This window comes from Pseudomonas violetae (genome assembly GCF_023072615.1).
Classification (GTDB): Bacteria; Pseudomonadota; Gammaproteobacteria; order Pseudomonadales; family Pseudomonadaceae; genus Aquipseudomonas; species Aquipseudomonas violetae.
Genome location: NZ_JAKNRW010000015.1, coordinates 1 through 22,449, shown reverse-complemented (window position 1 = coordinate 22,449; position 22,449 = coordinate 1). Strand labels below are relative to the sequence as shown.

The window sequence follows — 22,449 nt, the reverse complement described above, 5'->3', positions numbered from 1 at the left end:
TCATCCGTTCAGCCTATCGCGATCGGCGCGCACAGTATACGGTGCGTTAGCGAACAGGCGAATGTGTGCTGTCGTACAGACCCGCTCGCGCAAATGGGGCAGGGTGTATTTGATTTGCATCCGCCAATGCGTGCTGCCTGCCCGTTCCGGTTTAGGAAGCGCTTGCAGGGCGCAGCCGAAACTGCTGGCGTGCGCCCTTCGAGCTCGGTTGCCCCACCAGCTAGTCGCAGACACCCGCGAAGGAGTCGATATGAAGACCACTGAAATTCTATTCAGTACCGACCGCCTGTGACGCTGTCCCGCCGGCCCGCCGTCTGGTGGGGGCTGACCAAGCAGGTCGCGACCTCTTGGCTCGACGACTACGTGCCAAGCATGGGCGCCGCGCTGGCCTACTACACGATATTCTCGCTGGCACCGATGCTGCTGGTTGTAATTTCGATGGCCGGGCTGCTGTTCGGTGAAGACGCCGCTCGCGGTGAGATCCAGGCGCAGTTACAGAACCTGATGGGTGAACGCAGCGCCGGCGCAGTCCAGAGCCTGCTGGTCAGCGTACGCGAGCCCTCCGAGGGACTGATGGCCACTGCTGTGGGGTTGGTTCTGTTGTTCGTTGGCGCCACCAGCGTTTTTGCCGAACTGCAGAACGCGCTCGACCGGATTTGGCGAGTGCCTGAGAAGCAGCGCAAGAAAGGCTGGTTCTCGGTCGTGCGCGCACGCCTGATGGCGTTCGGTATGGTCCTCGCGTTGGGCTTCCTGCTGATCTTGTCGCTGGTCACCAGTGCGCTGCTGGCTGTCGTGGGCCGCCAACTGGAGCCGGTGCTTGGCGACTGGCAGACGGTGGTGGAGGCCGGCGACGCGCTCGGCGGCTTCATGCTAGTGGCGCTCATCTTCGGCCTGATCTACAAGGTTATGCCGCGACAGCGTGTCCTAGCGTCCGATGTGTGGCTCGGCGCATTGCTGGCGGCTTCGCTCTTCACCGGCGGCAAGGTGGTGATCGGCGCTTACATCGGCCGCAGCGACATAGCGTCGGGCTTTGGCGCGGCTGGCTCGTTAGTGGTGGTACTGCTCTGGGTCTACTTTTCAGCGCAGATCCTGCTGGTGGGCGCAGAGTTCACCTGCGTCTACGCCCGGACATTCGGCTCCCGAAAAGCCATCGACTGATCGCTGCCAACGCCGTTTATGCCGACGAGTTCTGCTCGGTCCGGCCCATAGTGAGGGGTTGATGGCGAGACGCATCATTGCGTCAGCTGCGAAAAACGCGCAGGGCACGTGTCGCCGTGGTGAAGCGCGCTTCGACGGCGAGCACATCCTCCGCTTCCGGCACAGCTTCTCGTGCCCCTTTGACGATCATACCGGCCTGGCGCTGGAGACATGTCGCCTGCTGCGCAGAGTTCACATGGCCAGCGATCTGGGCGATGGCATCGAGCATGCGGATTGCCACGGCCGGGTTCGATCGAGCGCTTTGCCTGATCTGGTTGAAGGCGGTATCAACGATGCCGGCAAAAGTGGCCCCCGATGCTACCAGCCGCAGCTGCCCGTGCGCGTCGAATCGATAGGGGGATGGGATCTCGCGTCGGGCCAGGTTACACAGGGCCGATTCTAGCCGGTCCACGCAGGCGACCGCCGTGAACGGATCGTTGATACCCGGTGACAAGGCCCGCACGGCGATCTCGACCAACTGTTGGAGAGAAAACTCGACATCCTGGGCGGCACTGCGCTGGTTCCCCAGCACGAAGGCGGCATTCAATTTGCCGGCAAGGATTTCAGTGACTCGATCCCCGGGCCAGGCCATCAGCATCACCCTGCCCTTGGCGAGGTAGTGCCCTGGCCGGCGCTCCAGCCGAAGCAGCAGATCTTCTTTGCTGGCCAACGCCATCAGGGTGTCAGCATCGATCATCTGGAGATAGCCGTCTTCAAGGGCACCCACAGGACATGCCTCGCGCGCGAACTCGGCTGGCAGGTTGACTTCGCTTGGTGCTCTTGAGGCTTCGGATCCAGGGTCACCAAGGTCACCGGGAAACAACCTGTCGATACCTTCATCGAGTTCCCGGCCGACCCGAGCCACGACCTGATCCGCCTGAATCGAGACTGAGATGTGGTGGATGAAGTAGATCAGCACCCCAACGCTGACAATGGCCAGCAACACGCCGATGCTGATGGAGAGATGAGGCACGAATGCAACTTCGTCGGCGCGCCGGATGGTGCGTAGCACGATCAGGCAGTACAAAAACGTGGCCACGAACGTACCCAGCACCACCTGGTTGGCGGTATCGCGCATGAAGTTGCGCAGCAGGCGCGGGCCCAACTGGGACGAGGCGAGCGATAGCGCCACCAGTGTCATCGAGAAAACAGTCCCGGCGATGGCGATCATCGACCCCGCCACGGTGCCCAGTAGCAGGCTGGCACCCTCCGCGCCGCCTGAATAACTCAAGCCCAATAGCTGCAGCCAGTCGTTGGTCACGGTCCTGTCGAGAGCAACGGCGCACAGGGCCAATGTCACGGCCAGGCAGGTCATGGTCGCTGGCACGAACCATAAACTGGATCTAAGTCGATACCAGTACTTCTGCAGCAATGTTTGCACGACGCCTCACTTCAACTCGTCAGCCTCGGACTAAGCATCCAGACACGCACTGCACGAGACCTCATTACCGTTTAAGTTTTCGAACCGAAGCTAGCTCTAGCTGTTCGTCCCGCTACATCGGTCCAAGTCTTGCTTTCGGAGGGCTGGCATCTCACGTGCGGACCGCCCGCAGCATCGCCGCGAACTGGTGCAACGTCTCGCTACCACTTGCCTCGGCTTTCTTTAGCCAAGCCTGCAGGTGAGCTACGAGTTGTTCGCCGGATTCGCCCGAGGGCGTCCACAGCGGTCGCAGTTGTTCGCGCATCGTGACCAGCTCGGTAAGTACCTGGTTTTGTTCAATCGCGCTTGACGCCTGCCGCTGCCGGGCGGTCGGCATGTGGCGCACGTCCCGGTGCAACCAGCGCCGCGCCCTGCGCAGGTTCGCAAGCTCGACTGAGTGCCCTTGCGCACGCAACCGCAACCATTCGGCAAGGGCCACGCGCTGTATACGCCTTGCGTAATTCGCCATGAGCTCGTAGCGGTTCGCAATGATCGCGTTCAGCATGGTCGCATCGGCCACGGGCCGCGCCGAGCCGAGCCGCAACTGCGGCTGGCCTCGGCGCACAGTGGCCAGCCCCAGCATTTGGAGGACGCGAATGTAGGCCCAACCGAGGTCAAACTCATAGCGGCGCACCGACAGCTTCGCCGAAGTCGGATAGGTGTGATGGTTGTTGTGCAACTCCTCGCCGCCGATCAGGATGCCCCAAGGCACGATATTGCGGCTTGCGTCGGCGAGCTCGAAGTTGCGATCCCCCCACCAGTGGCCGATGCCGTTGACGATGCCGGCGGCACTGACCGGGATCCAGAGCATTTGCACAGCCCAAACGGTTGCGCCTATCGCTCCAAATGCAAGCAGATCGATCGCTAGCATCAAGCCGACGCCGTACAAACTGTGCGGCGTATAGAGTTTTCGCTCGATCCAGTCGTTTGGCGTGCCGGCTCCGTACTGGTCGAGCATCTGGCGGTCCTTCGCGGCGGCTGCATAAAGCTCGCTGCCGCGCAGCAGCACGACTGCGATGCCGCGGGTCTGGGGGCTGTGCGGGTCCTCGGAGGTATCGCAGGCTGCATGGTGCTTTCTATGCACCGCAACCCATTCACGAGTCACGATGCCGGTGGTGAGCCAGAGCCAGCACCTGAAAAAATGTGAAACCGGTGGTCTCAGTTCGACTGAGCGATGCGCCTGGCTGCGGTGCAGAAAGATCGTGACCGCAGCGATCGTGATGTGCGTCGTCACAAGCGTATAGATGACGATCTGCCAGCCGCTGAAACCGCCAAGCCCGTGCATGAGCCAGTCGAAGAACGTGTCTTGCAGTGTGGTCAGAAGGTCGGTCATGTCCATCGGGAATCCTCAGAGATGATGTGCAGCTGTCGGGCTACTGGGTCGAGCGGACCGCTTTTTCCACCTCGATGATTTTGGCGTCGTTCGGATCGCCCTCGACGCGCGCGATGACGTTGCCCTGCGCGTCGAGCACAAACACGAATGCCTTGGCACTGTCGCGCGGGATGTTCAAAGCGCTTTCGAGGCTCGACTCACTCAAGATCCAGGTCTGGTCCTGGTAGCGCGCCGGAATTTTTTCCTTGGCTCGGCCGATCGCGTCTTCCTCGCTCATGAAGAACGGCAGGTCGATCGCGAGCACGTCTCTGATACGCACCCGGGTCTGGTCGATGTTCTTGCGCAGCGCTTCGGCCCACAGGCGGGTGCTCTTTGCGGCGTCCGTGCTCGGCGTGACGATCAGGATCGTTGGCTGGCCGATCAGTTGGGCGGCGCTGACTGTTTCCCCAGTGAGCGCAGTCGCCGTGAAATCGGGGATCGGGCTGTTCGAGAGCTGTGCCCAGGCGTTGATAGGCGACAGCAGCGCAAGCGTTAGCGTGATAGCTGTTTTCACGGCAGTTCTCCTCAGAAGTCCGACTGTACTGCGCAGTCTCTGACCAGACTTAAGCCTGCGCGGGAGCTGCTTGGGTTGTCGGTGCGGCAACGCACACACACACACACACAGCGGCTACGCAGCGATTGCTCATTGAGGCCCGCCCCGGGAGGATGTCAACTCAGCAAGTCATCACTTTGAAAACGCTAGTAGCTGGGTTACGAGGTGAACCTTGAAGACCCAATCCTTATTGAGCAAAGCCCTACGGAGAGCTGCCGCGAAATCGAAGCTGATCAACACTTCCAGTAGTCGTCCACCTTTTGACGCTGCTGGCCGAAATCGCCACGCGGAGAGAACCGGTCTTCTTCCACGAGCGGTGCTGCGCCAGAATTTGGGAAAGCGGGTTGCGTGTACAGCTTCAGAAACGGACCTGATGGGCATTAAATCGTTGCTTCGCACTACTCCCCATTCTCCCAATAGCCGGGACGGCCGTAGTACTCGTAGATTCTTGATTCCTGCTGGCGATCCAGCTGCACCGCTGCATCGTAGGGGGGCGCGTCTTTCACTGCCTGGCGGGTGAGGTTGACCGAGACCTTGTCATCGGGCCAACTCACGTCCTGGATCCATTGCGGTGGAATCAGCACTTGATGACCAAGCCACCAGTTGCTGGTGTCCACAATGATGTATCGAATGGCCCAGGTCTCCACGTCGACGATCAGACCCTGTACGTGGCCGATGTCGCCATCGCTCGCGTGGATATGGTAGCCCTTGACCGCTTTGCAACTGCGCAGGTGGAGGTCGTCATCCTGATGCGCCGTCGCGTCGGCCTGCTGGTAAGCTTCAGCCACTTCAGGCCGCCCGGCAGACTGTCCCACACCGAGGTTGGAATAGCCGCTCATGAGCATTCCCGGAGAAGCTCCTTCGCCCCAGAGCCCGGCACCTCCCCAATAATAGGGATAACCGTAGTACCCCATGTAATCCATCTCTTGTTGCCGCGATACCGGCTTGTCGCTGTCGATGACAGGGCTGTTCTTGACTTGCTCGCGGGTCAGCGAAACCGGCAACAACTTGGTGCTCCAATCGGGCGTGCCGGCGGCAATGGGCGAGATCAGAACTTTGCGGCTGGACAGCCATGAGCCGGCCTCAACGACGAGGTAGCGAATCACCCAGGCCTCGTCATCAAAGTAGAGATCCTTCACGTCGCCGATGGCGCCATCGGTGGCGTCTATGACGAGATCCTGCAGGTCTTTCGTTTGGTGAAGCATGGTGCTCTCCCTTTCAAAAAGTTTTGAACGCAGAACATTCGACAAGGGCAGGTCAGTGGATACGCAACAAGGTGCCTTTCCCGATGAATGTTGTCCCAAGGTACGGAAATCCAAATGTGCACGTCTGGCGACATCACGTCTGTTCGGTAACGTACAGACCTATTGGTATCGACAACCAATGACGGCTAAGGCTCGAATCTGTTGAAAAAGTCGGATTTTCAGCTGGCCCGAACTCAGGCACGACCACCACCAAAGAGCCTCCTCACCACATTGAGTGGTTTTTCGGCCCTTCGTTGATCTTTGCTGCTCGGTTATTGGGTTGGTTTGAGGGTTTTTGCTTAGTGCAGAGGCACCTAGCCCGTGAGCGGTGGCCCTTGAGATGTAAATTTGGCCAGCCGTCGTAGAGTGAAAGATCGAGCTGGCTTAGCCCTGCCTGCCGACGCAGGTGGAGCACGTGCTGGCCCGCGGGGGATGTTTATATGGAACAGGTGATTACTCACGCTTCGCCACTGACGTCCTTGTGTTCGGCCTCCATGACCTCACAGGTCATTGAGCGCCAACAACCCGACCACTACAGTGCCAGGAAACCCTACCAAGGACAGGACTATGGTACTTCGCCTCATTGCGCTGGCATCGCTGGTGCTCTTTTCGATGTATACCGGCTGGACGATGCTGAATGCTGAGCAGTCGCTGTTGGCCTTTGGGCTTGAGCTGATTACCCAACCTGACACTGCCCAGTTGGTCATCGACTTGTACCTTATGGCAGCGTTGGCCTGCGTCTGGATGGCGAAAGACAACCGAGCGCGAGGGGGGGCACTCATTAACCTGCTTCCCTACCTTATACTGACTGCTGTATTCGTTTCCGTGGGGCCGCTGCTGTACGTCGTGGTCAAAGGCTGCAATCGGGAGCGCCAGACATGAGCAGTGCTTTGACCGTCTACGCACTCTGCGTGGTTGTGCTGTTCCTCAAGATGTTCGCGGTTTCCTGTTACCAGGGCGTCTTCCGCTTGCGCTTCAGGGCATTCACGAACACAGAGGACGCCGCTGTTTTTAATCGAATTGCTCGTGAAAAAGAGCTTCCGCAAGTGACTCGCGCGGCAAGGGTCTGGGCGAACGACCTGGAAAACATCCCGGCATTTTTCGCGCTGGGTGGGCTCGCCGTTGCCATGAATGCACCCGCTTCCATCACGCTATGGTTGAGTGTTCTGTTCACCATCGCCAGAGTTCTGCACACGTTGGCATACATGAAGGGCGTCCAGCCTTGGCGCACCGTTTTCTATGGTGTTGGGATCCTGTGTCTCTTGGGCTTCTGCGCGACGATCACCATTAATGTGGTGGTGTCATGATCGGACGGGCCATAGCTTTGCCTTCGTTGAGAGTACGTCCGCTATCGGCCCAGGCTTTGTGAAAACGCATGCACCGTTTTGAAGTCTGCTTTGCTACGTAAAATCTGGCAGCGTTTGGCAGGTCCGCAGACCTGAATTTTGCGTAGGAATGCGATTTTCGTTGCGGTTCTGAGTGTCAAACCCGCTCTAAAACGATTTCACACAGCCTGGGTCGATTTCGGCCCTTCACGACGGGCAACAATTGGCCGATTCTGTTGAAAAACTCAAGCATCTCCGTCCGTGTCACCTTGGGCCTAAAAAGGACATAATCAGTGCACGACCATGAAATGTGACTTGGATGACCACGATAATTAAACGACTGACCCCGGATCATGCCTCGTCGTATCGAGCGCTAATGCTTGAGGCTTATCGCCTTCATCCCGATGCGTTTACTTCCGATGTCGGCGAGCGCGAAGCCTTACCCATCGACTGGTGGGAGAAAAGGCTTAATAGTGGATCTGATGCTGCCGATGTAGTGTTGGCTGCGTTTGAGGGGGAGGATTTGCTTGGTGTCGTTGGACTTTCTGTTGATAGAAGAAAGAAGGCCAGCCACAAATCCACGCTCTTCGGAATGTACGTTCCACTCGCTCATCGAGAGAGAGGCATCGGATATAAACTGCTGTGCAGCGTCCTGGCCTATGCGAAATCCCAGCCTCAGCTTTTGCTCGTTCAGCTCACCGTCACCGAGGGCAATCGAGGTGCACAAGGGCTCTATGAGCGAATGGGATTCAAGCCGTTTGGAATAGAACCTTTGGCGGTAGCAGTAGGGCAGCAATTCATTTCGAAAGTGCATATGTGGCACGATCTACGAAACGCTACCTGCGAAAATTAACGGCCATTCGGGTCATTTTTGATTGACTCGTATCGCTCCTGTCTGGCTTGCGGCAAAATCTACCCGTCGGCCAGCGGGAGAATACGCAGCATGATGGGACAGTTATCGAGTGGTCAGGAGCGGCTGTTTTACTCGTTCAATCTTGAAGGTCACATTCCAACAAATCATCTTCTACGGTTTCCGGGACAGCGATCTATTTCGCTGGCTGTTTAATGAAGTGCTGCGTCCCCGCCTTTTTTGCCTATTCCACAAACTACCTGATCGACACTGAGCACGGCGTGATCATGGATGTGGAATCCACACCTGCCCATCGAACAGCCGAAGTCGAAAGTACCAAGACGATGATCGATCGAGTCGAGTCGCAGTTCGAGATCAAACCTGAATGCCTCATCGGCGATACCGCTTACGGTACAGCGCCAATGCTGGCCTGGATGGTAGAGGAAAAGGATATCGAGCCGCATGTGCCGGAGTGGGACAAAACCGGGCGCAAGAATGACAGTTTCTCCAGCAACGATTTTCAAGGGAATGAAGAGACGGAGGAATATCTCTGCCCGGCCGGTAACGTATTGCGCAGCGAAGGGCGAGCCTTCAAGAACGAGCGTTCGCACGTCACCAAAGCCAACACTATGATCTTCCGATCGCGGCAGGCCGACTGCGTAGCCTGTCCGATGAGAACCCAGTGCTGCCCGAACACCGCATTCCGAAAGATCGCTCGCAGCGTTCATGACGCCGATCGCGATGTGGCTCGGCGTATTGCAGTAACGCCGGCGTATCAGCGCTCTCGCCACGAACGTAAAAAGGTTGAAAGGTTGTTTGCCCACCTCAAGCGCATCCTGAAACTGGATCGCTTGAGACACTAACCCACTGACAAAGCAGCAACATTAACAGTGGTGAATAGGTTCTCTGATGAGGCCAAGCTCAGTGTCAGGTCTTCTCAAGAATCGCCTTTTTTCAACTGAATCGGACATGAGCGGCCACTCGAACACATCACCTGGATCAGCTATTCTGTAGGACGAAGCGGTCACCGATGTTCCGCTGCCAACATTGACCTGAACTGAGAAATGATCTCTGAAGATAGCCCGGCACCTTCGAACACTGCGCACGTGAAGCTAACGGGTGCAGGGCCCGGAGCAGTTATGATGCGGTCTGCAACCACAGCTACCGGACTGTTTCGATAAAGCGTGCGCCCTTCATAACCTACGGCATTCTGTTGTAAGAAGTCAGCGCTGTTCGAAGTATGAGGAACCGTGTCGAGAAGCCCGGCCCTAGCAAGTGCCAGCGTTCCCCCACAGATACCGGCAATTGTCGCTCCATTTGAACGACTAGCATGAAGAAAGCCTCGAATATCCGGTGCTTCTGCACTTTCCCAGACCATTCCTCCAATGACGACAACAACGTCCGGTTTCCAGTCCAGGCATTGTTGCAAACTGCTATCAACCGTTACAGCCAATCCACCCTGCGAGCGGAACTGCCCCGTAGCAGAAGCGAAAAACCTGACGTCGATCCCGTAAAACGGGGACGCAGTTCCAGCAATGAAAGCATATTCCCAGTCCGCAAAACCGGGTGTCAGTATCAATCCCACACGTGCCATCAGTCAGAATCCTCCATGAATGCCAATAACATTTGGCGACAACCAACATACATCAAGGGTTGCTTTGGGTCGATTGAAGCCCCTTGCGACAGGCAGCGATCGGCCCAGAGTGTGTAAAAACGCTAGATCCCGTTTCGATCTTCAAGGCTGAGTGGCTGTCCGGCTTCGTAGCCTGATCAAGGCACGATGTCCCTTCCGAATGAGCTAAACCGCCCCAGCAACGCGCCAGATCATCGGGACATACTCGGAAAATAAATCCGTCCCCTTTTCTAACGATGGCTCCATCATTACCCGTCACATTGGATCTTTCTTTATCAAACTGCCGCTCTAGACTGGCTCCAACCCCTTGGCCAATCGGAAAGAAACCCATGTCCGCCCCCGACTTCGACTGCCAACCCGATCTGTGCGGAAGCAGCCTGAGGCTTAAACCTCTGGCAGACAGTGATTTTGAAGGTATGTTTCAGGCAGCGGCTGATCCAGACATCTGGGGCGGCCATCCCGCCAGGGAGCGCTATAAACGCGAGGTGTTCGAAGCGTACTTCGCCTCTCTACTCGCCACGAAGAAGGCGCTCGCTGTCATTGATATTGCCTCGGGGGATATCGTTGGCACATCAAGCTACTACACGCCGCCGGATCTACCGAATAGCATTGCCATCGGTTTTACATTCCTGGTGCGTGCGAAGTGGGGTGGCAATTCCAACCGCGAGCTTAAGCAGTTGATGCTGGAGCATGCATTCACGGCTTACGACATCGTCTATTTCCACATAGCGACTACGAACATTCGTTCGCAAACGGCCACGATGAAGTTGGGTGCGGTGCACTTGTATGACGCCGAACTGAAAATATCCGCCGCGCCTGCCTTGGCGAAGTGTTATGGACTTACGCACGCTCAATGGAAGACGTCGCGGGTGTGAAAGGGGCGGCCACTCACCTATGGATGTTCCAACCTAAAAACCGCGTTGAGCAAACCCGGCTAGGCACGCTCCCGTCGCTATAGTCGACTCTATTGCCGACCGTACTTCCAGGAGCTTGTCCCAGTGTCCGACACGCCGATCAACTTCGCTTACACAAAGCGCTTCAACGCCGTACTCGCCTACATTGATGAGAATCTCGAAGGTGATCTGTCGGTGAAGACGTTGAGTCATGTGGCGAATTTTTCGACGTTTCACTTCCATCGCCAATTCACCGCGTTCGTCGGCGTGCCGGTTTCACGGTATGTGCAACTGATGCGGCTACGACGCGCCGCCCATCGCTTGGCCGCCGTTGCGGATCACTCGGTACTGGAGGCGGCACTCGCTGCCGGTTTCGACAGTCCCGAGGCATTTTGCAGGGCGTTCAAGCGAGCGGTCGGTATGACGCCGAGTGCGTTCAGGAAGGCGCCGAACTGGCAGGTCTGGCATGCGGTGTTCGCCATCCCTCACTTTTCCAGGACTATCATCATGCAAGTACGAATCGTGGAATTCCCCGAAGTCCGGGTCGCAGCGCTTGAACATTGCGGCTCCCCCGGGCTCGTCAATGAGAGCGTGAGCAGGTTCATCGAGTGGCGCATGCAGAGCGGGCAGTCGCCGGTGGCATCGAGTCGCAGCTTTGGCATTCCCTACAGCAACCCCGACACCACGCCAGCAGAAGAATTCCGCTTCGCCATTTGCGGCGAGATTCACGAGGCGGTGGAACCGAATGCGTTCGGCGTGCGCGAACTGGTCATTGCTGGCGGTCGCTGCGTCGTAGTGCGGCACGTGGGGTCGCCGGACCACATCGGCGAATCGATCTATCCGATCTACCGCGATTGGCTGCCTGCCAGTGGCGAAGAACTGCGTGATCAGCCACTGTTCTTCCATTACCTGAGCGTGTATCCGCAAACACCGCAGGATCAATGGCAAACGGATGTGTATGTTCCGTTGCAGTAACGGAGCGAGCTGCTTTTTGATCGTGGCTGACGTTGGCGAGTGTCCGCTGAGGGTCTTTGGTGGGAGACAGTTATCCAAGGCCAGGCAGGGACTCGTCATCTTCTTTTTTTTGTTATTTTTTTCCTCACAATGTTTGAAGCCCTGAGAACCTCTAACTATTTCGCAACAGTGAAATTGAACGCCTGCTCTTGCAAACTAGTTTCGATCAACATGGCGAGTTGTCTGATGGCTGGTATAGGATCAGCACCACTGCTATGAAGCGTATATCCAATGCTTGGCACAGGAGGTAAGCCGTCAATGACGGTGAGATGACTTGGCAGTCCAATGCGGGTTCGCAGTGTCAGCCCCAATCCGGCGGCGACGGCCGCCCAGATTCCAGCGACGCTGGGGCTAGTCAGGGCGATTCGCCAGGGCATTTGCGCGGCATCCAGCGCCTGGGTTGCGGCGCTACGCAAGACACAAGGCGCGTCGAACATGATCAGTGGCAGGGGTGATTCTGCAAGGCGGGTAAACGGCGGTGCGTCACGCGCTGCGATCCAGTGCATCTGTGTTTCGCCCAGTCGCGTGGCATAGGGCGACGTGTGGCCAGCATCCCAAGTCAGGGCCAGGTCCAGGCCAGCGCTTTCGACCAACGCCAGCAATTCGGCATTTCGCGCAATCCTCACTTCCAGACTCACCATCGGGTAGGTCTGGACGAAGCGTCGAAGGATCTCGCTCAGGAAATGCTCCCCAAAATCTTCTTGAAGCCCGAGCCGAATTGTCCCGGCGATCTGGCTTTCATGCAGAGTCTGGAAGATCCCGTCGTTCAATTCCAGCAACCGGCGGGCATGGCTGAGCAGTGATTCGCCTACCTGCGTCAAAACCAGCCCTCGTCCAGATTTCGCCAGTACCGGAGTACCGACCTGCTCTTCTAGTTTCTTCAATTGGGCGCTCACGGCGGAAGTAGATCGACCGAGACGATCCGCCGCCTTGGCAAAACTGTTGAACTCCACGCCGGTGACAAATGTGCGCAATACATCAAGATCGAAGGTTGGGCGGCGCATTTAATAGTCCATAAATTTGGAATGGTCGCCTCTATTAAATCTGATATTCGGAACGATCGCGAATTGTTAGTTTTCCCCTGTCGATTAGTCAATTAGAGGGAAAACGTCATGAATGCATCCACGGGCACGGGGCGAGAGCAACAGGGTGAATACCCACAAAAGTTTGCCGAACTGACCGAAAACATACTGTTCGGTGACATGTGGACGCGAACGCAATTGACGCCTCGTGAGCGCAGCCTGGCGACGGTGGCTGCGCTGGTCGCGATGTACCGTCTTGAGCAACTGCCGTTTCATTTGCGCCGTGCACTGGATAACGGATTAGGTCTCGACGAGCAGGCTGAAGTCATCACCCATCTGGCCTTTTATTCAGGCTGGCCGACGGCCGCCTCGGCGCTGAGTTTGCTCAGTGAATTACGGGCTAGTCTCGCCACATGCCAGGAGTAACCGATTATGCCGTTTGCACGTATTTCACTGCATCGGGGGAAGTCGGCCGAGTATCTACAAGCGTTGTCTCAGGGGTTGCACGACGCCTTGGTCGACAGCTTCGAGGTGCCCAACACAGATCGCTTCCAGGTCATTCACCAGCATGAAGTGGGCGAACTGGTATTTGATCGCGACTATTTGGGTGGGCCGCGTAGCCACGACTTTGTGTTGATCGCGATCACCGCTGGCCGTCCTCGAAGCATCGAAACGAAACAGCGTTTCTACCGTGATCTCGTCGAGAAACTGAATCGTGCGACTGGGCTCGACGCGGAAGACGTCATGGTAGTGATCACTACGACTGAGACTGATGAATGGTCCTTTGGTGGTGGTCGTGGCAACTAGCCTTCGGGTTTGTGCAGCGCCTGTATTTCAAAATTGCGGGCCATCTGTGTCTATCGGCACTGTCGCCGGATTGATACGGTCCGCGTTCACTGAATATCAATGAGGCAACAATGGATCTCAACGCCATCCCGTTTGGTACTACCGACTGGTCAACGATTGAACCTGTGGAGCATGCCGGTCAGACGGGCGTGGCCTATTGGCGAACCTGTCAGTTTGGGGCCGCGCGCGTAAGGATGGTGGAATACAGCCCCGGTTACCTGGCCGATCACTGGTGCTGGAGAGGTCATATACTGCTGTGCCTTGAAGGCCAGTTGCAGACAGAACTGGAAGACGGCCGCCAGTTCACGCTGACCGCTGGCATGAGTTATCAAGTGGGTAATAATGCTGAAGGGCATCGTTCATTCACCACCACCGGGGCGAAGTTGTTCATTGTAGATTAGTCGTGCGGGAGACCTGCTAGTCGTGGCTTTTCAGTTTTTTTGTTGGCCACTGCGACTGCGCGGATGGGTTTAATTATGAACGTTGTGAATGACTGCTTCTGGCGGATTCTGTTGAAAAAGTCGACGATGGTTTGCTCGGCAGAAAAGTGCGCGTCTGAGATTGAAATCTTTACTTTGGGCAGACGCTGACGCCCGACGGTCCCTGGCGACCCTTTACTGCTTAAGGTCTGACTCAGCGACGTTTTACTACAGAGTCCAGCCATCCTGATAGAATCGATCAGGTTATAGATCACACCCTTTCGAGAAATGGTATGAATACAGAACTGATGGAAGATGAGATGCGTCGGGCGCTGTTCGGTGATGCTGAGCCCTCTGCGCCAGCAATTAATTCAGACGTGCAGGACACTGTCCCGGATGTTGTGATTGTGCAACCGGTCAAGGCAGCGAAGAAAAAGACAGTCTCAAAAGGCTTCACACCTAGGTTGAGAGTCACGCTCCGTGTGGGAAACGAATTTGAAGGCAAGATGCACGAGATCATACATGAGGCCGATACGCTGAGCTCCCTAGTTGCAGAGCAAGAAGCTACTAAGATGGCCAGAAAAAAATTCAGGTTTGTGGAAGTGGTTTCGGTCAAGTCGATGTAAGTGCGTACGCTCACTTAGTCCTACTCTACAATGGCGCCCCAGATGGGCATGGATCTCTTGTCTAGTACTCACTCAAAGGATGAACACGATGGGCCGCACCAATCATATCTGCCTGATGGCGAACTATAACGATTGGATGAACGCAAAGGTTTATGAGGCGGCCAGAAGTCTGACAGATGAAGAGCTGTCAGTGGATAGGAACGCATTCTTTGGTTCTATTCTCGGGACGTTGAACCATCTGGTGGCCGGGGACACTATCTGGCTAAAGCGATTCGCCATGCACCCAGCGAATCACTTGGCTCTGGAGCCGATTCGACAGCTTCCTGCGCCCCAAAGCCTCAACCAGTTACTGCTCTCAAATATCCGAGAACTTTCGGCACATCGCGCTTGGCTCGATCAGGTAATTGTCGAGTGGTCTCGCTCCATTACAGAGTCGGATTTAGATTACACCCTCAATTACACAAGCATGAAAGCCCCCCCCCGCTGACAAGAGCTTTTATGGCTTGGTCATGCATTTCTTCAACCACCAGACTCATCACCGAGGCCAAGTTACTACTTTGCTGTCACAAGGTGGTGTCGACGTAGGCGATACTGATCTGGTCGTCCTCATTCCTTCCGAGTCCGGTACATAATCTAGAAACCACTACCAGGCCGGGATGTCACATCGTGCCGCGTCGGTAAACCGTAATCGTCCGGCGAACACGGCTTGGCGAGTCAATTACAAATCGAGGTCAATGATGCCCTGGAAATGGCGGAACAGACGGAAGGTTAACCACCCTCTGCGACGGTCGATGCTAGACCGTCGCTATCCGACCCGTTGCAGCCATTCGGGGCGTGTTCCCTTGGAAGATGCCAGGACAGTCCACAAATGTTGGCGTAAAACCAGCCCAAACACGATGGGGCGACTGTCGCTCGGGCCGTTAGCCAAGACTGCTTGGATCAGTGAATCAGAGGGGGCTGCGCATTTTTTGGGGACCGAGGGCAGCGAGCAGCAGGACGTAATCACTCAAGAAATTCCGCTATGGGGGCGTTTCATGCACTAACTCCCACCAGCCTAACTACCTGTGAGCTGTTTGCTTGCTTGTATAGTTCGCGGGTCAGGAATAGATTCGATCCTTCGTGGATCCTTGAAGGATCCTATCAAGCTACAAGTCAAAGGGAAATTGCCGTGATTTACTCAAAATCGCTCAGTAATGACCTCACCCTTTGATCTCAATGACTTCTATGTTTGCTGTTGGCTGATAGCCAGCCACTGAGACATTGCGAGGTTGAGTATCAATCCAGTGAGGATTATCGAATGCGCGTGATGATTCTGGATGATGATCCCTGGATATCAGATCTCTTAAAACAGCTCGTGTTGAGCATCCGCCCGGTTGCTCAGGTCGATTGCTTTATCGATGTCGCTAGCGCTTTAGAGGCTTGGCAGCCAAGCACCTATCAGTTGGTGATGGCCGACTGGAATCTACCGGATGCCCCCGGCGTCAAACTGCTGCAGAAAATTCGCGAAAAAGATCAAAGCACGCCGCTGATCATGATCACTGGGCGCGCTGATCGAGACAGTGTGCTGGCGGTAAAATCGCTGAGGGTCAGTGCCTTTATCACCAAGCCATTCCAGGTTTCGCGCGTCGTACAATGCCTGGACGCGCTCCTTCCGCTTGATGAGCCCCCCCGGGCGATCACTGTCAACACTGAAGACCTGATCAGCTATCTCAGTGGCTTGTCTGCGGGTGAGTTGGACTTACCTTTACTGGCCTCGGTAAAAGACAAACTTCAGCTCGGCTATGGCGGGGCGTCAATGGATCTGCGAGAACTCGCCCATGATTGGCAGTATGACCCGGCGCTATGCGCCCACTTGATCGCCGCCGCCAACGGTGCAGCTTATCTCGGGCTCGGCCAGCCATGCACGAATTTGAACGGTGCTCTGACACGGTTAGGAAGGCTTACCAGCATTAATCTGGCCATTAGCCAGGCACTGCGACAGACCAATACTCAACCTGACGGCATGCTGATGACTTTCATCCAGGCTCATCTGGATGAGGCTGAGCGTTTAGCTGAAAGAGTTCTGCTCCTAGCTCAACAATGTGGTCTGGATCCCGCTCCGTTGCAAAGTGCCGCCCTGTTGCACCGCATGGGCGAACTTTGTGTGCTGTACCAAACTCAGAAATGGGAGAACCAGGGCAATAGCGTGGACGAAGAAATGCTCTTGCACGCAGTCCGCGATTTTGCAGCGCCTTTTGCGGTTCGCTTGAAAGCGCGCTGGGGGCTGCCTATGGTTCTACGTGAGTTGATAGGCGCGATTTATGCGTTGCCCCACATGCAAGTTCGCCGCGAACAAGTGGTGATGCGCCTTGCTGCCGCCATGAACAACGGCGAACCCGAAGCAGACATAGACCGACTTCAACGATTAGCCGGCCTGACCTGAGCGTACTCGTGACTTGCAGGTTGGACATCTTGCGGCCCCCCAACAGGGTTTGGAATTTAATCTTGAAGGCTCAAGGCCTTCAGCGATGGGACAACGCGGGTGAGAAAGCATAAGTTTTTTGCACGGAACTGGGGAGTAGCTATCACTCTGGTCGTGGGGTTAGGGGCAAGTGTTCTGGGTGGCTGGATCCTTGAACGCGTCAATGAACAGCAGGCTCAAGAAGCGATTACAGCGGCGACCGAAGACGCCGCAGAGTTGGTTTTAATGCGTCTCAATCTTTACCAATACGGTTTGCGAGGCGCTCGTGGAGTGGTGCTGACAGCAGGCGAATATGACATTAGCCGTGAAGTGTTTCGCCGATATCACAGAACCCGTGACCTCGCTTTCGAGTTCCCCGGCGCCAGTGCCTTTGGTTTTATCAGGCGTGTACCAGAGCGTGATGAAAACCAGTTTCTCAAGCACGCTCAAGCTGACGGCGCAGCGGACTTCTCCATTCATCAGTTCTCAGCGCATTCAGGCGAGCGCTACGTTATTCAGTATGTCGAACCGGCTGAAGATAATCGGGCTGCCATTGGCTTGGACATAGCGTCAGAGACATCGCGGCGAGAGGCGGCACAATCCTCGATAGAAAGCGGTGCGGCACGGATCACTGGGCCCATCACGCTAATACAGTCCATAGGAAAACCCCTGCAGTCTTTCCTGGTATTGATGCCCATCTTTCGCGGCGGAGTGACTCCGGTGACCGCTGCTGAGCGCGAGGCCGCAGCTTTTGGCTGGAGCTATGTCGTTTTGCGGACAGAGGAGGTGATCAGAGACCTGCGCATAGAAAATGAGACGGTACATTTACGATTAAGGGATATCACCGTCCCAGGACAAGAGAAGCTGTTTTATGAAAGCACCGACGACTCGGCTCGCCGTGAAAGGCTGATGACCCATCATCTGGAGCGCGAGGTATACGGGAGGCGGTGGCAAATCGAACTCGACGCAAATTCGCTGTTCATCCAGCGCCTACATCAGCTTTCACCAAAAGTTGTGCTGTTTTTTGGTGGTTTTCTCACGCTTCTTCTGGCGACCTTGGTGAGTGTCGTGAGTGTCAGCCGTCAACGTCGTCGGGAGATATTTGTCGAGCAGGCAAGGCTGGCTTCCATCGTTGAAAGCTCGGGCGATGGCATTATTGGAAAAACCCTCGATGGCGTCGTCACCGACTGGAACAAAGGTGCCGAGCACCTTTTTGGTTATACCGCCGAGGAGGCCGTGGGCCAGACACTGGCCAATTTGATTGTTCCGCTGAAGCTTGTCACAGAGGAAGCTCATATCCTTGCGCGCATCAGGGCGGGCGAGCGTATCGGCAGCTTTGATACGCAACGCCATCACAAAGACAGACGACTGATTGATGTCTCCGTCAGCATCTCACCCATTTATGGCGAGGGTGGTCGCGTCATTGGGGCATCCAAGACGTTAAGGGATATCTCGGCGAAAAAAGTGGCAGAGGCCCGAATTCTTGAACTTAACTTCAGCCTCGAAGAGCAGGTTGCGCAACGAACATCCGAGTTGCGGCATCTCAATCTGTTGTTGGACACGGTGCTACGCTCGGCTACTGAGGTTTCGATCATTGCGACGGATCTCGATGGCGTTATTCGTGTGTTCAACAAAGGCGCCGAGAATTTGTTGGGTTATGACGCCGATGAGTTAGTAGGCAAAGGCACCCCGGCGCTCTTCCATGTCCCAGAGGAAGTCGCTGCACATGGCGTTGAGCTCAGCGAGGAGTACGCTCAGACTATCGACGGTTTCCGTGTGCTTACCCATAAACCTGAGCTTGAAGGCGCACAAACCCGAGAGTGGACTTACACACGCAAGGATGGCTCGCGGTTTCCTGTCACGCTAGTGGTCACCTCCATGCGCGATGCCGATGGGGTCTTGAGCGGCTACCTGGGTATTGCGGTAGACATCACTGAACGTAAAGCGGCAGAAAAAGAACTGGCTGCGAGCCTGAAGACGACACTCGAACAAGGTAGCGAACTGATGGCGGTGCACGATCAACTGCTGATGGCTGCTGAAGTGGCCGAATTGGGCGTCTGGTCTTGGACGTTGGCGGACAATAACTTGCAGTGGAATGACCGTATGTTCGAGTTCTACGGGCAGCCACTGACGTTGCGTAATACCGGTCTGAGCTATATGCACTGGTACTCACGTGTTCACCCTGAGGATGTCGTGGCAGCGGCTGCAAAGCTGAATGCCGCCGTCGAGGGGACTGATGTGTATGACACAATTTTTCGTGTCGTTCGCCCGGACGGTCAGATCCGCTTTATACACGCTGGCGCGCAGATTGAACGCAGCCTGAACGGTGCGGCATTGCGTGTGACCGGGATCAATCGGGACATCACTGTCCAACGCGAGCTAGAGTCACATCTGCTTTACGCCAAGGAACAGGCCGATGCAGGGAGTGCGGCCAAGTCTGCCTTTCTGGCCAACATGAGTCATGAAATACGCACACCGATGAACGCCGTGCTGGGTATGTTGCAGTTGGTGCAAAACACTGACCTGAATGGTCGCCAACTCGATTATGTGACCAAGGCCCAAACCGCAGCGCAATCATTGCTGGGTTTGCTCAATGACATCCTCGATTATTCCAAGATTGAGGCGGGCAAGCTGCAACTCGATGTACACCCGTTCGAGCTTGAACCGCTCATGCGTGACCTCGCCGTAGTGCTGGCAGGTAACCAGGGTGAGAAGGCGGTTGAGGTCATGTTCGACCTTGACTCCAATTTACCCAACGACCTGATCGGCGATAGCCTGCGACTGCAACAGGTACTGATCAACCTGGCGGGTAATGCCCTCAAGTTCACCCTGGAAGGCCAGGTCGTGGTCAGCGTTGAGCAACTGATGCGCACGGAAAATGCTGTGAGTTTGCGCATAGCCGTTTCTGATACCGGCATTGGTATCAGCCCGGAACAGCTTCAGCGCATTTTTGAAGGTTTCACTCAGGCCGAGGCTTCAACCTCCCGGCGCTTTGGTGGCACAGGTCTGGGCCTGGTGATCTGCAAGCGGTTGGTCACCTTGATGGGTGGTGAACTGCAGGTGGAGAGTAAGCAAGGCGTCGGGAGTCGTTTCTGGTTCGATATAACTCTGGATGTAGCGCCGACGTCACTGCTGAGATCTGCCTGTATTGGAGTCGATGTGTCCTTACGGATTCTGGTCGTTGACGACAACGCCATAGCGGGTGAATTGCTGTTGCGAACCGTTCATGGATTGGGATGGAAGGCTGACCGCGTGAGTGGTGGCACTCAAGCGGTGGAATGGGTGAAGAAAGCCCAAGCGCTAGGTGAGGCCTACGACGTGGTGCTGATGGACTGGCGGATGTCCGATATGGATGGGCTGAGCGCTGCGCAATTGATCCATCAGCAGGGTAACGGAGTGCCACCTCCGATGGTCATTATGATCACTGCTTACGACCGCGAGGTATTGGCCGACGTCCACCAGGCGGGAAACGCTCCCTTCGTGGGGCTCCTCACCAAACCTGTCACTCCCAAGCAGCTAGCCGACGCTGTTCAGGGCGCGTTCAATGACAAAGGCCTGCTGCATTCCCCCATTCCCCGCTCAACGGTTCAGAGACCACCACGTCTGGCCGGGCTAAGGCTATTGGTGGTGGAAGACAACATGATTAATCGCCAGGTGGCCGATGAGTTACTGACAATGGAAGGCGCTCAGGTGACGCTGGCCGAAGGCGGGCTGGAAGGTGTGAGTAAGGTGATGAATGAGCGTGTGCCCTTCGACGCCGTATTAATGGATATCCAGATGCCGGATATTGATGGCTTGGAGGCGACACGTCGCATTCGATCGAATCCACGTTTTGCAGCATTGCCGATTGTGGCTATGACCGCAAATGCCTCCAATACCGACCGTGAAGCCTGTCTTGCTGCGGGGATGAATGATCATGTCGGCAAACCTATAGACCTGGAACAACTCGTCGTAACGCTGCTCTTTCAATCGCGCCGTGAAGATAGTCAGGCATCTTTAACCTTGGGACAAGTCAATGCAGGAGACGGCGTCATAGAGTCTCGTACATCAACTATTGACCGCTTTGGTGGTAACCTCGATTTGATCCACACGGTGCTACGTACCTTTGGCCCAGAGATGGAAAAACAGCTTGTCCAGTTGCGCGATCAGATCCAGCGGCAAGATGCATCGGGGGCCGCGTTTGTACTCCATACCATTAAAGGTAGCAGCGGTACTATGGGCGCCAAGGCATTGTCGCTGCTGGCAGGCGACCTGGAGCACAAACTGAAATCTGCCGATTCAGAGTCTGTAGTGAGGCTTTTGGCCGACCCAACATGGTTTGACGGGTTGAGCAGGTTACTGCAACAAAGCCTTGAGCAAATGAATACCGATTTTGGCCAGAGCCTGCGTGTAAAAAGCAGTGCTGACGAGGACTCCATGGCGCCAGTGCACTGGAGAGAGTCCCTAGAGGAGATTTTGCTATTGCTGGAAACGGGCAACCTTCACGCCATAGAACTGGCAGACGCGTTGGCGCCAAAAATGCCGCAATCCCTGCGCCCACAGTTCGACGAACTTGTTGTCAGGGTGCAGTCGCTAGACTTTTCCGCTGCGATGCCGATTGGTCGTGACCTGCTGAGATCTGCCTGATGGAACAAACGATGGAAACCTGGTTACCACATTCCTTTAACCGTCCAAAACTCCTTATTGTCGACGACCAACCGACTAATATCCGGGTACTTCATGAGCTATTTCGTGAGGACTGCGATGTGTTCATGGCCACCGGTGGTGAGCAGGCAATCAGCGTATGCCAGACCCAACTGCCCGATTTGATTCTGCTGGATGTGGTCATGGAGGGTATGGACGGGCATGAAGTATGCCGTCGACTCAAGGTTGACCCAATGACCCAAGGCATCCCCATCATCTTCATTACCGCACAGCATCAGGAGTCAGATGAGGTGCTAGGTCTGGAGCTTGGCGCGGTGGACTTCATTACCAAACCCATCAATACCACCATTGTCAGAGCGCGGGTACGAACACATCTAACCCTGAAAATACAGAGCGATCTGCTGCGTTCCATGGCATTAATGGATGGTCTTACTGGAGTGGCCAATCGACGCAAATTTAATGAGGACATATTGGCGGATTGGCGTCTGTGCTTTCGAGAGCAAAAACCGCTATCACTCATTTTGGTGGATGTCGACTATTTCAAACGCTACAACGACCATTACGGGCACCCGGCTGGAGATGGCTGCTTGAAATCCATTGCTCAAGCGTTATCTGAAGCGGTTAGACGGCCCTACGACCTGGTCGCTCGGTATGGTGGCGAAGAGTTCGCCTGCGTTCTGCCCAATACAGCTCTTTCTGGTGCGGTCGAGATTGCAGAAAGAATGCGAGAGCGTGTTCGGACATTGGGCATCGAACATGCTGCTTCTGATGTAGATCGTGTGGTGACTATTTCACTGGGCGTCGCAACATTGACTCCCACTAGAGATGGTAATCCCCCCATTCCTAAAACTCACCAGAAGTAGACCTCAGGCCACCAGGGCCAACTTCTGTTTTGGGGTAATGCCGCCGAGGGCCATATTCGGGCGCTCGTGATTGTATGTCCAGATCCAG

At 55.8% G+C, this 22,449-nt stretch carries 19 protein-coding genes and 2 pseudogenes; 15 read left to right on the top strand and 6 right to left on the bottom strand.

Annotated elements, in window-relative coordinates:
* The first annotated feature begins 288 nt into the window (after positions 1-288).
* Positions 289-1,158 (top strand): YihY/virulence factor BrkB family protein, encoded by an 870-nt coding sequence (locus L9059_RS17695; protein ID WP_247292254.1) that lies wholly within the window; start codon positions 289-291, stop codon positions 1,156-1,158.
* 82 nt (positions 1,159-1,240) lie between these two features.
* Here the strand turns inward: L9059_RS17695 and L9059_RS17690 are convergent, their stop codons facing one another.
* The 4 genes from L9059_RS17690 to L9059_RS17675 form a co-directional block, all read right to left on the bottom strand.
* Complete coding sequence (locus tag L9059_RS17690; protein WP_247292253.1) at positions 1,241-2,578, bottom strand: DUF2254 domain-containing protein; 1,338 nt, start codon at positions 2,576-2,578, stop codon at positions 1,241-1,243.
* Positions 2,579-2,729: 151 nt separating this feature from the next.
* A complete protein-coding gene (locus L9059_RS17685; protein WP_247292252.1) occupies positions 2,730-3,956 on the bottom strand; it encodes a DesA family fatty acid desaturase in 1,227 nt (408 codons plus the stop codon).
* Positions 3,957-3,990: 34 nt separating this feature from the next.
* Entirely contained in the window at positions 3,991-4,503 is a 513-nt protein-coding gene (locus L9059_RS17680; protein WP_247292251.1) for a peroxiredoxin family protein, read from the bottom strand.
* 437 nt (positions 4,504-4,940) lie between these two features.
* A complete protein-coding gene (locus L9059_RS17675) occupies positions 4,941-5,747 on the bottom strand; it encodes a PRC-barrel domain-containing protein (RefSeq protein WP_247292250.1) in 807 nt (268 codons plus the stop codon).
* 606 nt (positions 5,748-6,353) lie between these two features.
* Between L9059_RS17675 and L9059_RS17670 the strand changes: the two genes are divergently transcribed.
* The 4 genes and pseudogenes from L9059_RS17670 to L9059_RS17655 form a co-directional block, all read left to right on the top strand.
* Positions 6,354-6,668 (top strand): DUF2834 domain-containing protein, encoded by a 315-nt coding sequence (locus tag L9059_RS17670; protein ID WP_247292249.1) that lies wholly within the window; start codon positions 6,354-6,356, stop codon positions 6,666-6,668.
* Positions 6,665-7,093, top strand: coding sequence for an MAPEG family protein (locus L9059_RS17665; protein ID WP_247292248.1), 429 nt, complete (start codon positions 6,665-6,667; stop codon positions 7,091-7,093). Before L9059_RS17670 ends, L9059_RS17665 begins: the two co-directional genes overlap by 4 nt.
* 337 nt (positions 7,094-7,430) lie before the next feature.
* Entirely contained in the window at positions 7,431-7,964 is a 534-nt protein-coding gene (locus L9059_RS17660) for a GNAT family N-acetyltransferase (protein ID WP_247292247.1), read from the top strand.
* Positions 7,965-8,191: 227 nt separating this feature from the next.
* Positions 8,192-8,818 (top strand): annotated as a pseudogene (locus L9059_RS17655) (transposase); the annotation flags it as partial.
* A 167-nt stretch (positions 8,819-8,985) separates the two neighbouring features.
* Here L9059_RS17655 and L9059_RS17650 read toward each other — a convergent pair.
* Positions 8,986-9,555 carry a DJ-1/PfpI family protein gene (locus tag L9059_RS17650; protein ID WP_247292246.1) on the bottom strand — a complete coding sequence of 190 codons (570 nt, stop codon included), beginning with the start codon at positions 9,553-9,555 and terminating at the stop codon, positions 8,986-8,988.
* 368 nt (positions 9,556-9,923) lie between these two features.
* On the opposite strand from L9059_RS17650, the gene L9059_RS17645 reads away from it, so the two are divergent.
* Together L9059_RS17645 and L9059_RS17640 are read left to right on the top strand one after the other, a co-directional pair.
* Entirely contained in the window at positions 9,924-10,469 is a 546-nt protein-coding gene (locus L9059_RS17645) for a GNAT family N-acetyltransferase (protein ID WP_247292245.1), read from the top strand.
* A gap of 123 nt (positions 10,470-10,592) precedes the next feature.
* Complete coding sequence (locus L9059_RS17640) at positions 10,593-11,462, top strand: AraC family transcriptional regulator (RefSeq protein ID WP_247292244.1); 870 nt, start codon at positions 10,593-10,595, stop codon at positions 11,460-11,462.
* Between the two features lie 155 nt (positions 11,463-11,617).
* Here L9059_RS17640 and L9059_RS17635 read toward each other — a convergent pair whose 3' ends face one another.
* Positions 11,618-12,505 carry a LysR substrate-binding domain-containing protein gene (locus L9059_RS17635; RefSeq protein WP_247292243.1) on the bottom strand — a complete coding sequence of 296 codons (888 nt, stop codon included), beginning with the start codon at positions 12,503-12,505 and terminating at the stop codon, positions 11,618-11,620.
* A 108-nt stretch (positions 12,506-12,613) separates the two neighbouring features.
* On the opposite strand from L9059_RS17635, the gene L9059_RS17630 reads away from it, so the two are divergent.
* The 8 genes and pseudogenes from L9059_RS17630 (at position 12,614) to L9059_RS17595 (ending at position 22,361) form a co-directional block, all read left to right on the top strand.
* On the top strand, positions 12,614-12,949 hold the full coding sequence (locus tag L9059_RS17630) for a carboxymuconolactone decarboxylase family protein (protein ID WP_247292242.1): 336 nt from the start codon (positions 12,614-12,616) through the stop codon (positions 12,947-12,949).
* A 6-nt stretch (positions 12,950-12,955) separates the two neighbouring features.
* Entirely contained in the window at positions 12,956-13,330 is a 375-nt protein-coding gene (locus L9059_RS17625; RefSeq protein ID WP_247292241.1) for a tautomerase family protein, read from the top strand.
* Positions 13,331-13,440: 110 nt separating this feature from the next.
* Positions 13,441-13,770, top strand: a complete 330-nt coding sequence (locus L9059_RS17620) for a DHCW motif cupin fold protein (RefSeq protein WP_247292240.1) — start codon at positions 13,441-13,443, stop codon at positions 13,768-13,770.
* 311 nt (positions 13,771-14,081) lie between these two features.
* Positions 14,082-14,414: a hypothetical protein gene (locus L9059_RS17615; protein WP_247292239.1), complete on the top strand. Its 333-nt coding sequence runs from the start codon at positions 14,082-14,084 to the stop codon at positions 14,412-14,414.
* Positions 14,415-14,502: 88 nt separating this feature from the next.
* Positions 14,503-15,046 (top strand): annotated as a pseudogene (locus tag L9059_RS17610) (DinB family protein).
* Positions 15,047-15,711: 665 nt separating this feature from the next.
* The gene (locus L9059_RS17605) at positions 15,712-16,836 is read left to right on the top strand and encodes a response regulator (protein WP_247292238.1); all 1,125 of its coding nucleotides are present in this window, start codon (positions 15,712-15,714) and stop codon (positions 16,834-16,836) included.
* 99 nt (positions 16,837-16,935) lie between these two features.
* Positions 16,936-21,480: a PAS domain-containing hybrid sensor histidine kinase/response regulator gene (locus L9059_RS17600; RefSeq protein WP_247292237.1), complete on the top strand. Its 4,545-nt coding sequence runs from the start codon at positions 16,936-16,938 to the stop codon at positions 21,478-21,480.
* 11 nt (positions 21,481-21,491) lie between these two features.
* Positions 21,492-22,361 (top strand): diguanylate cyclase, encoded by an 870-nt coding sequence (locus L9059_RS17595; RefSeq protein ID WP_247292236.1) that lies wholly within the window; start codon positions 21,492-21,494, stop codon positions 22,359-22,361.
* Positions 22,362-22,449 lie beyond the last annotated feature (88 nt).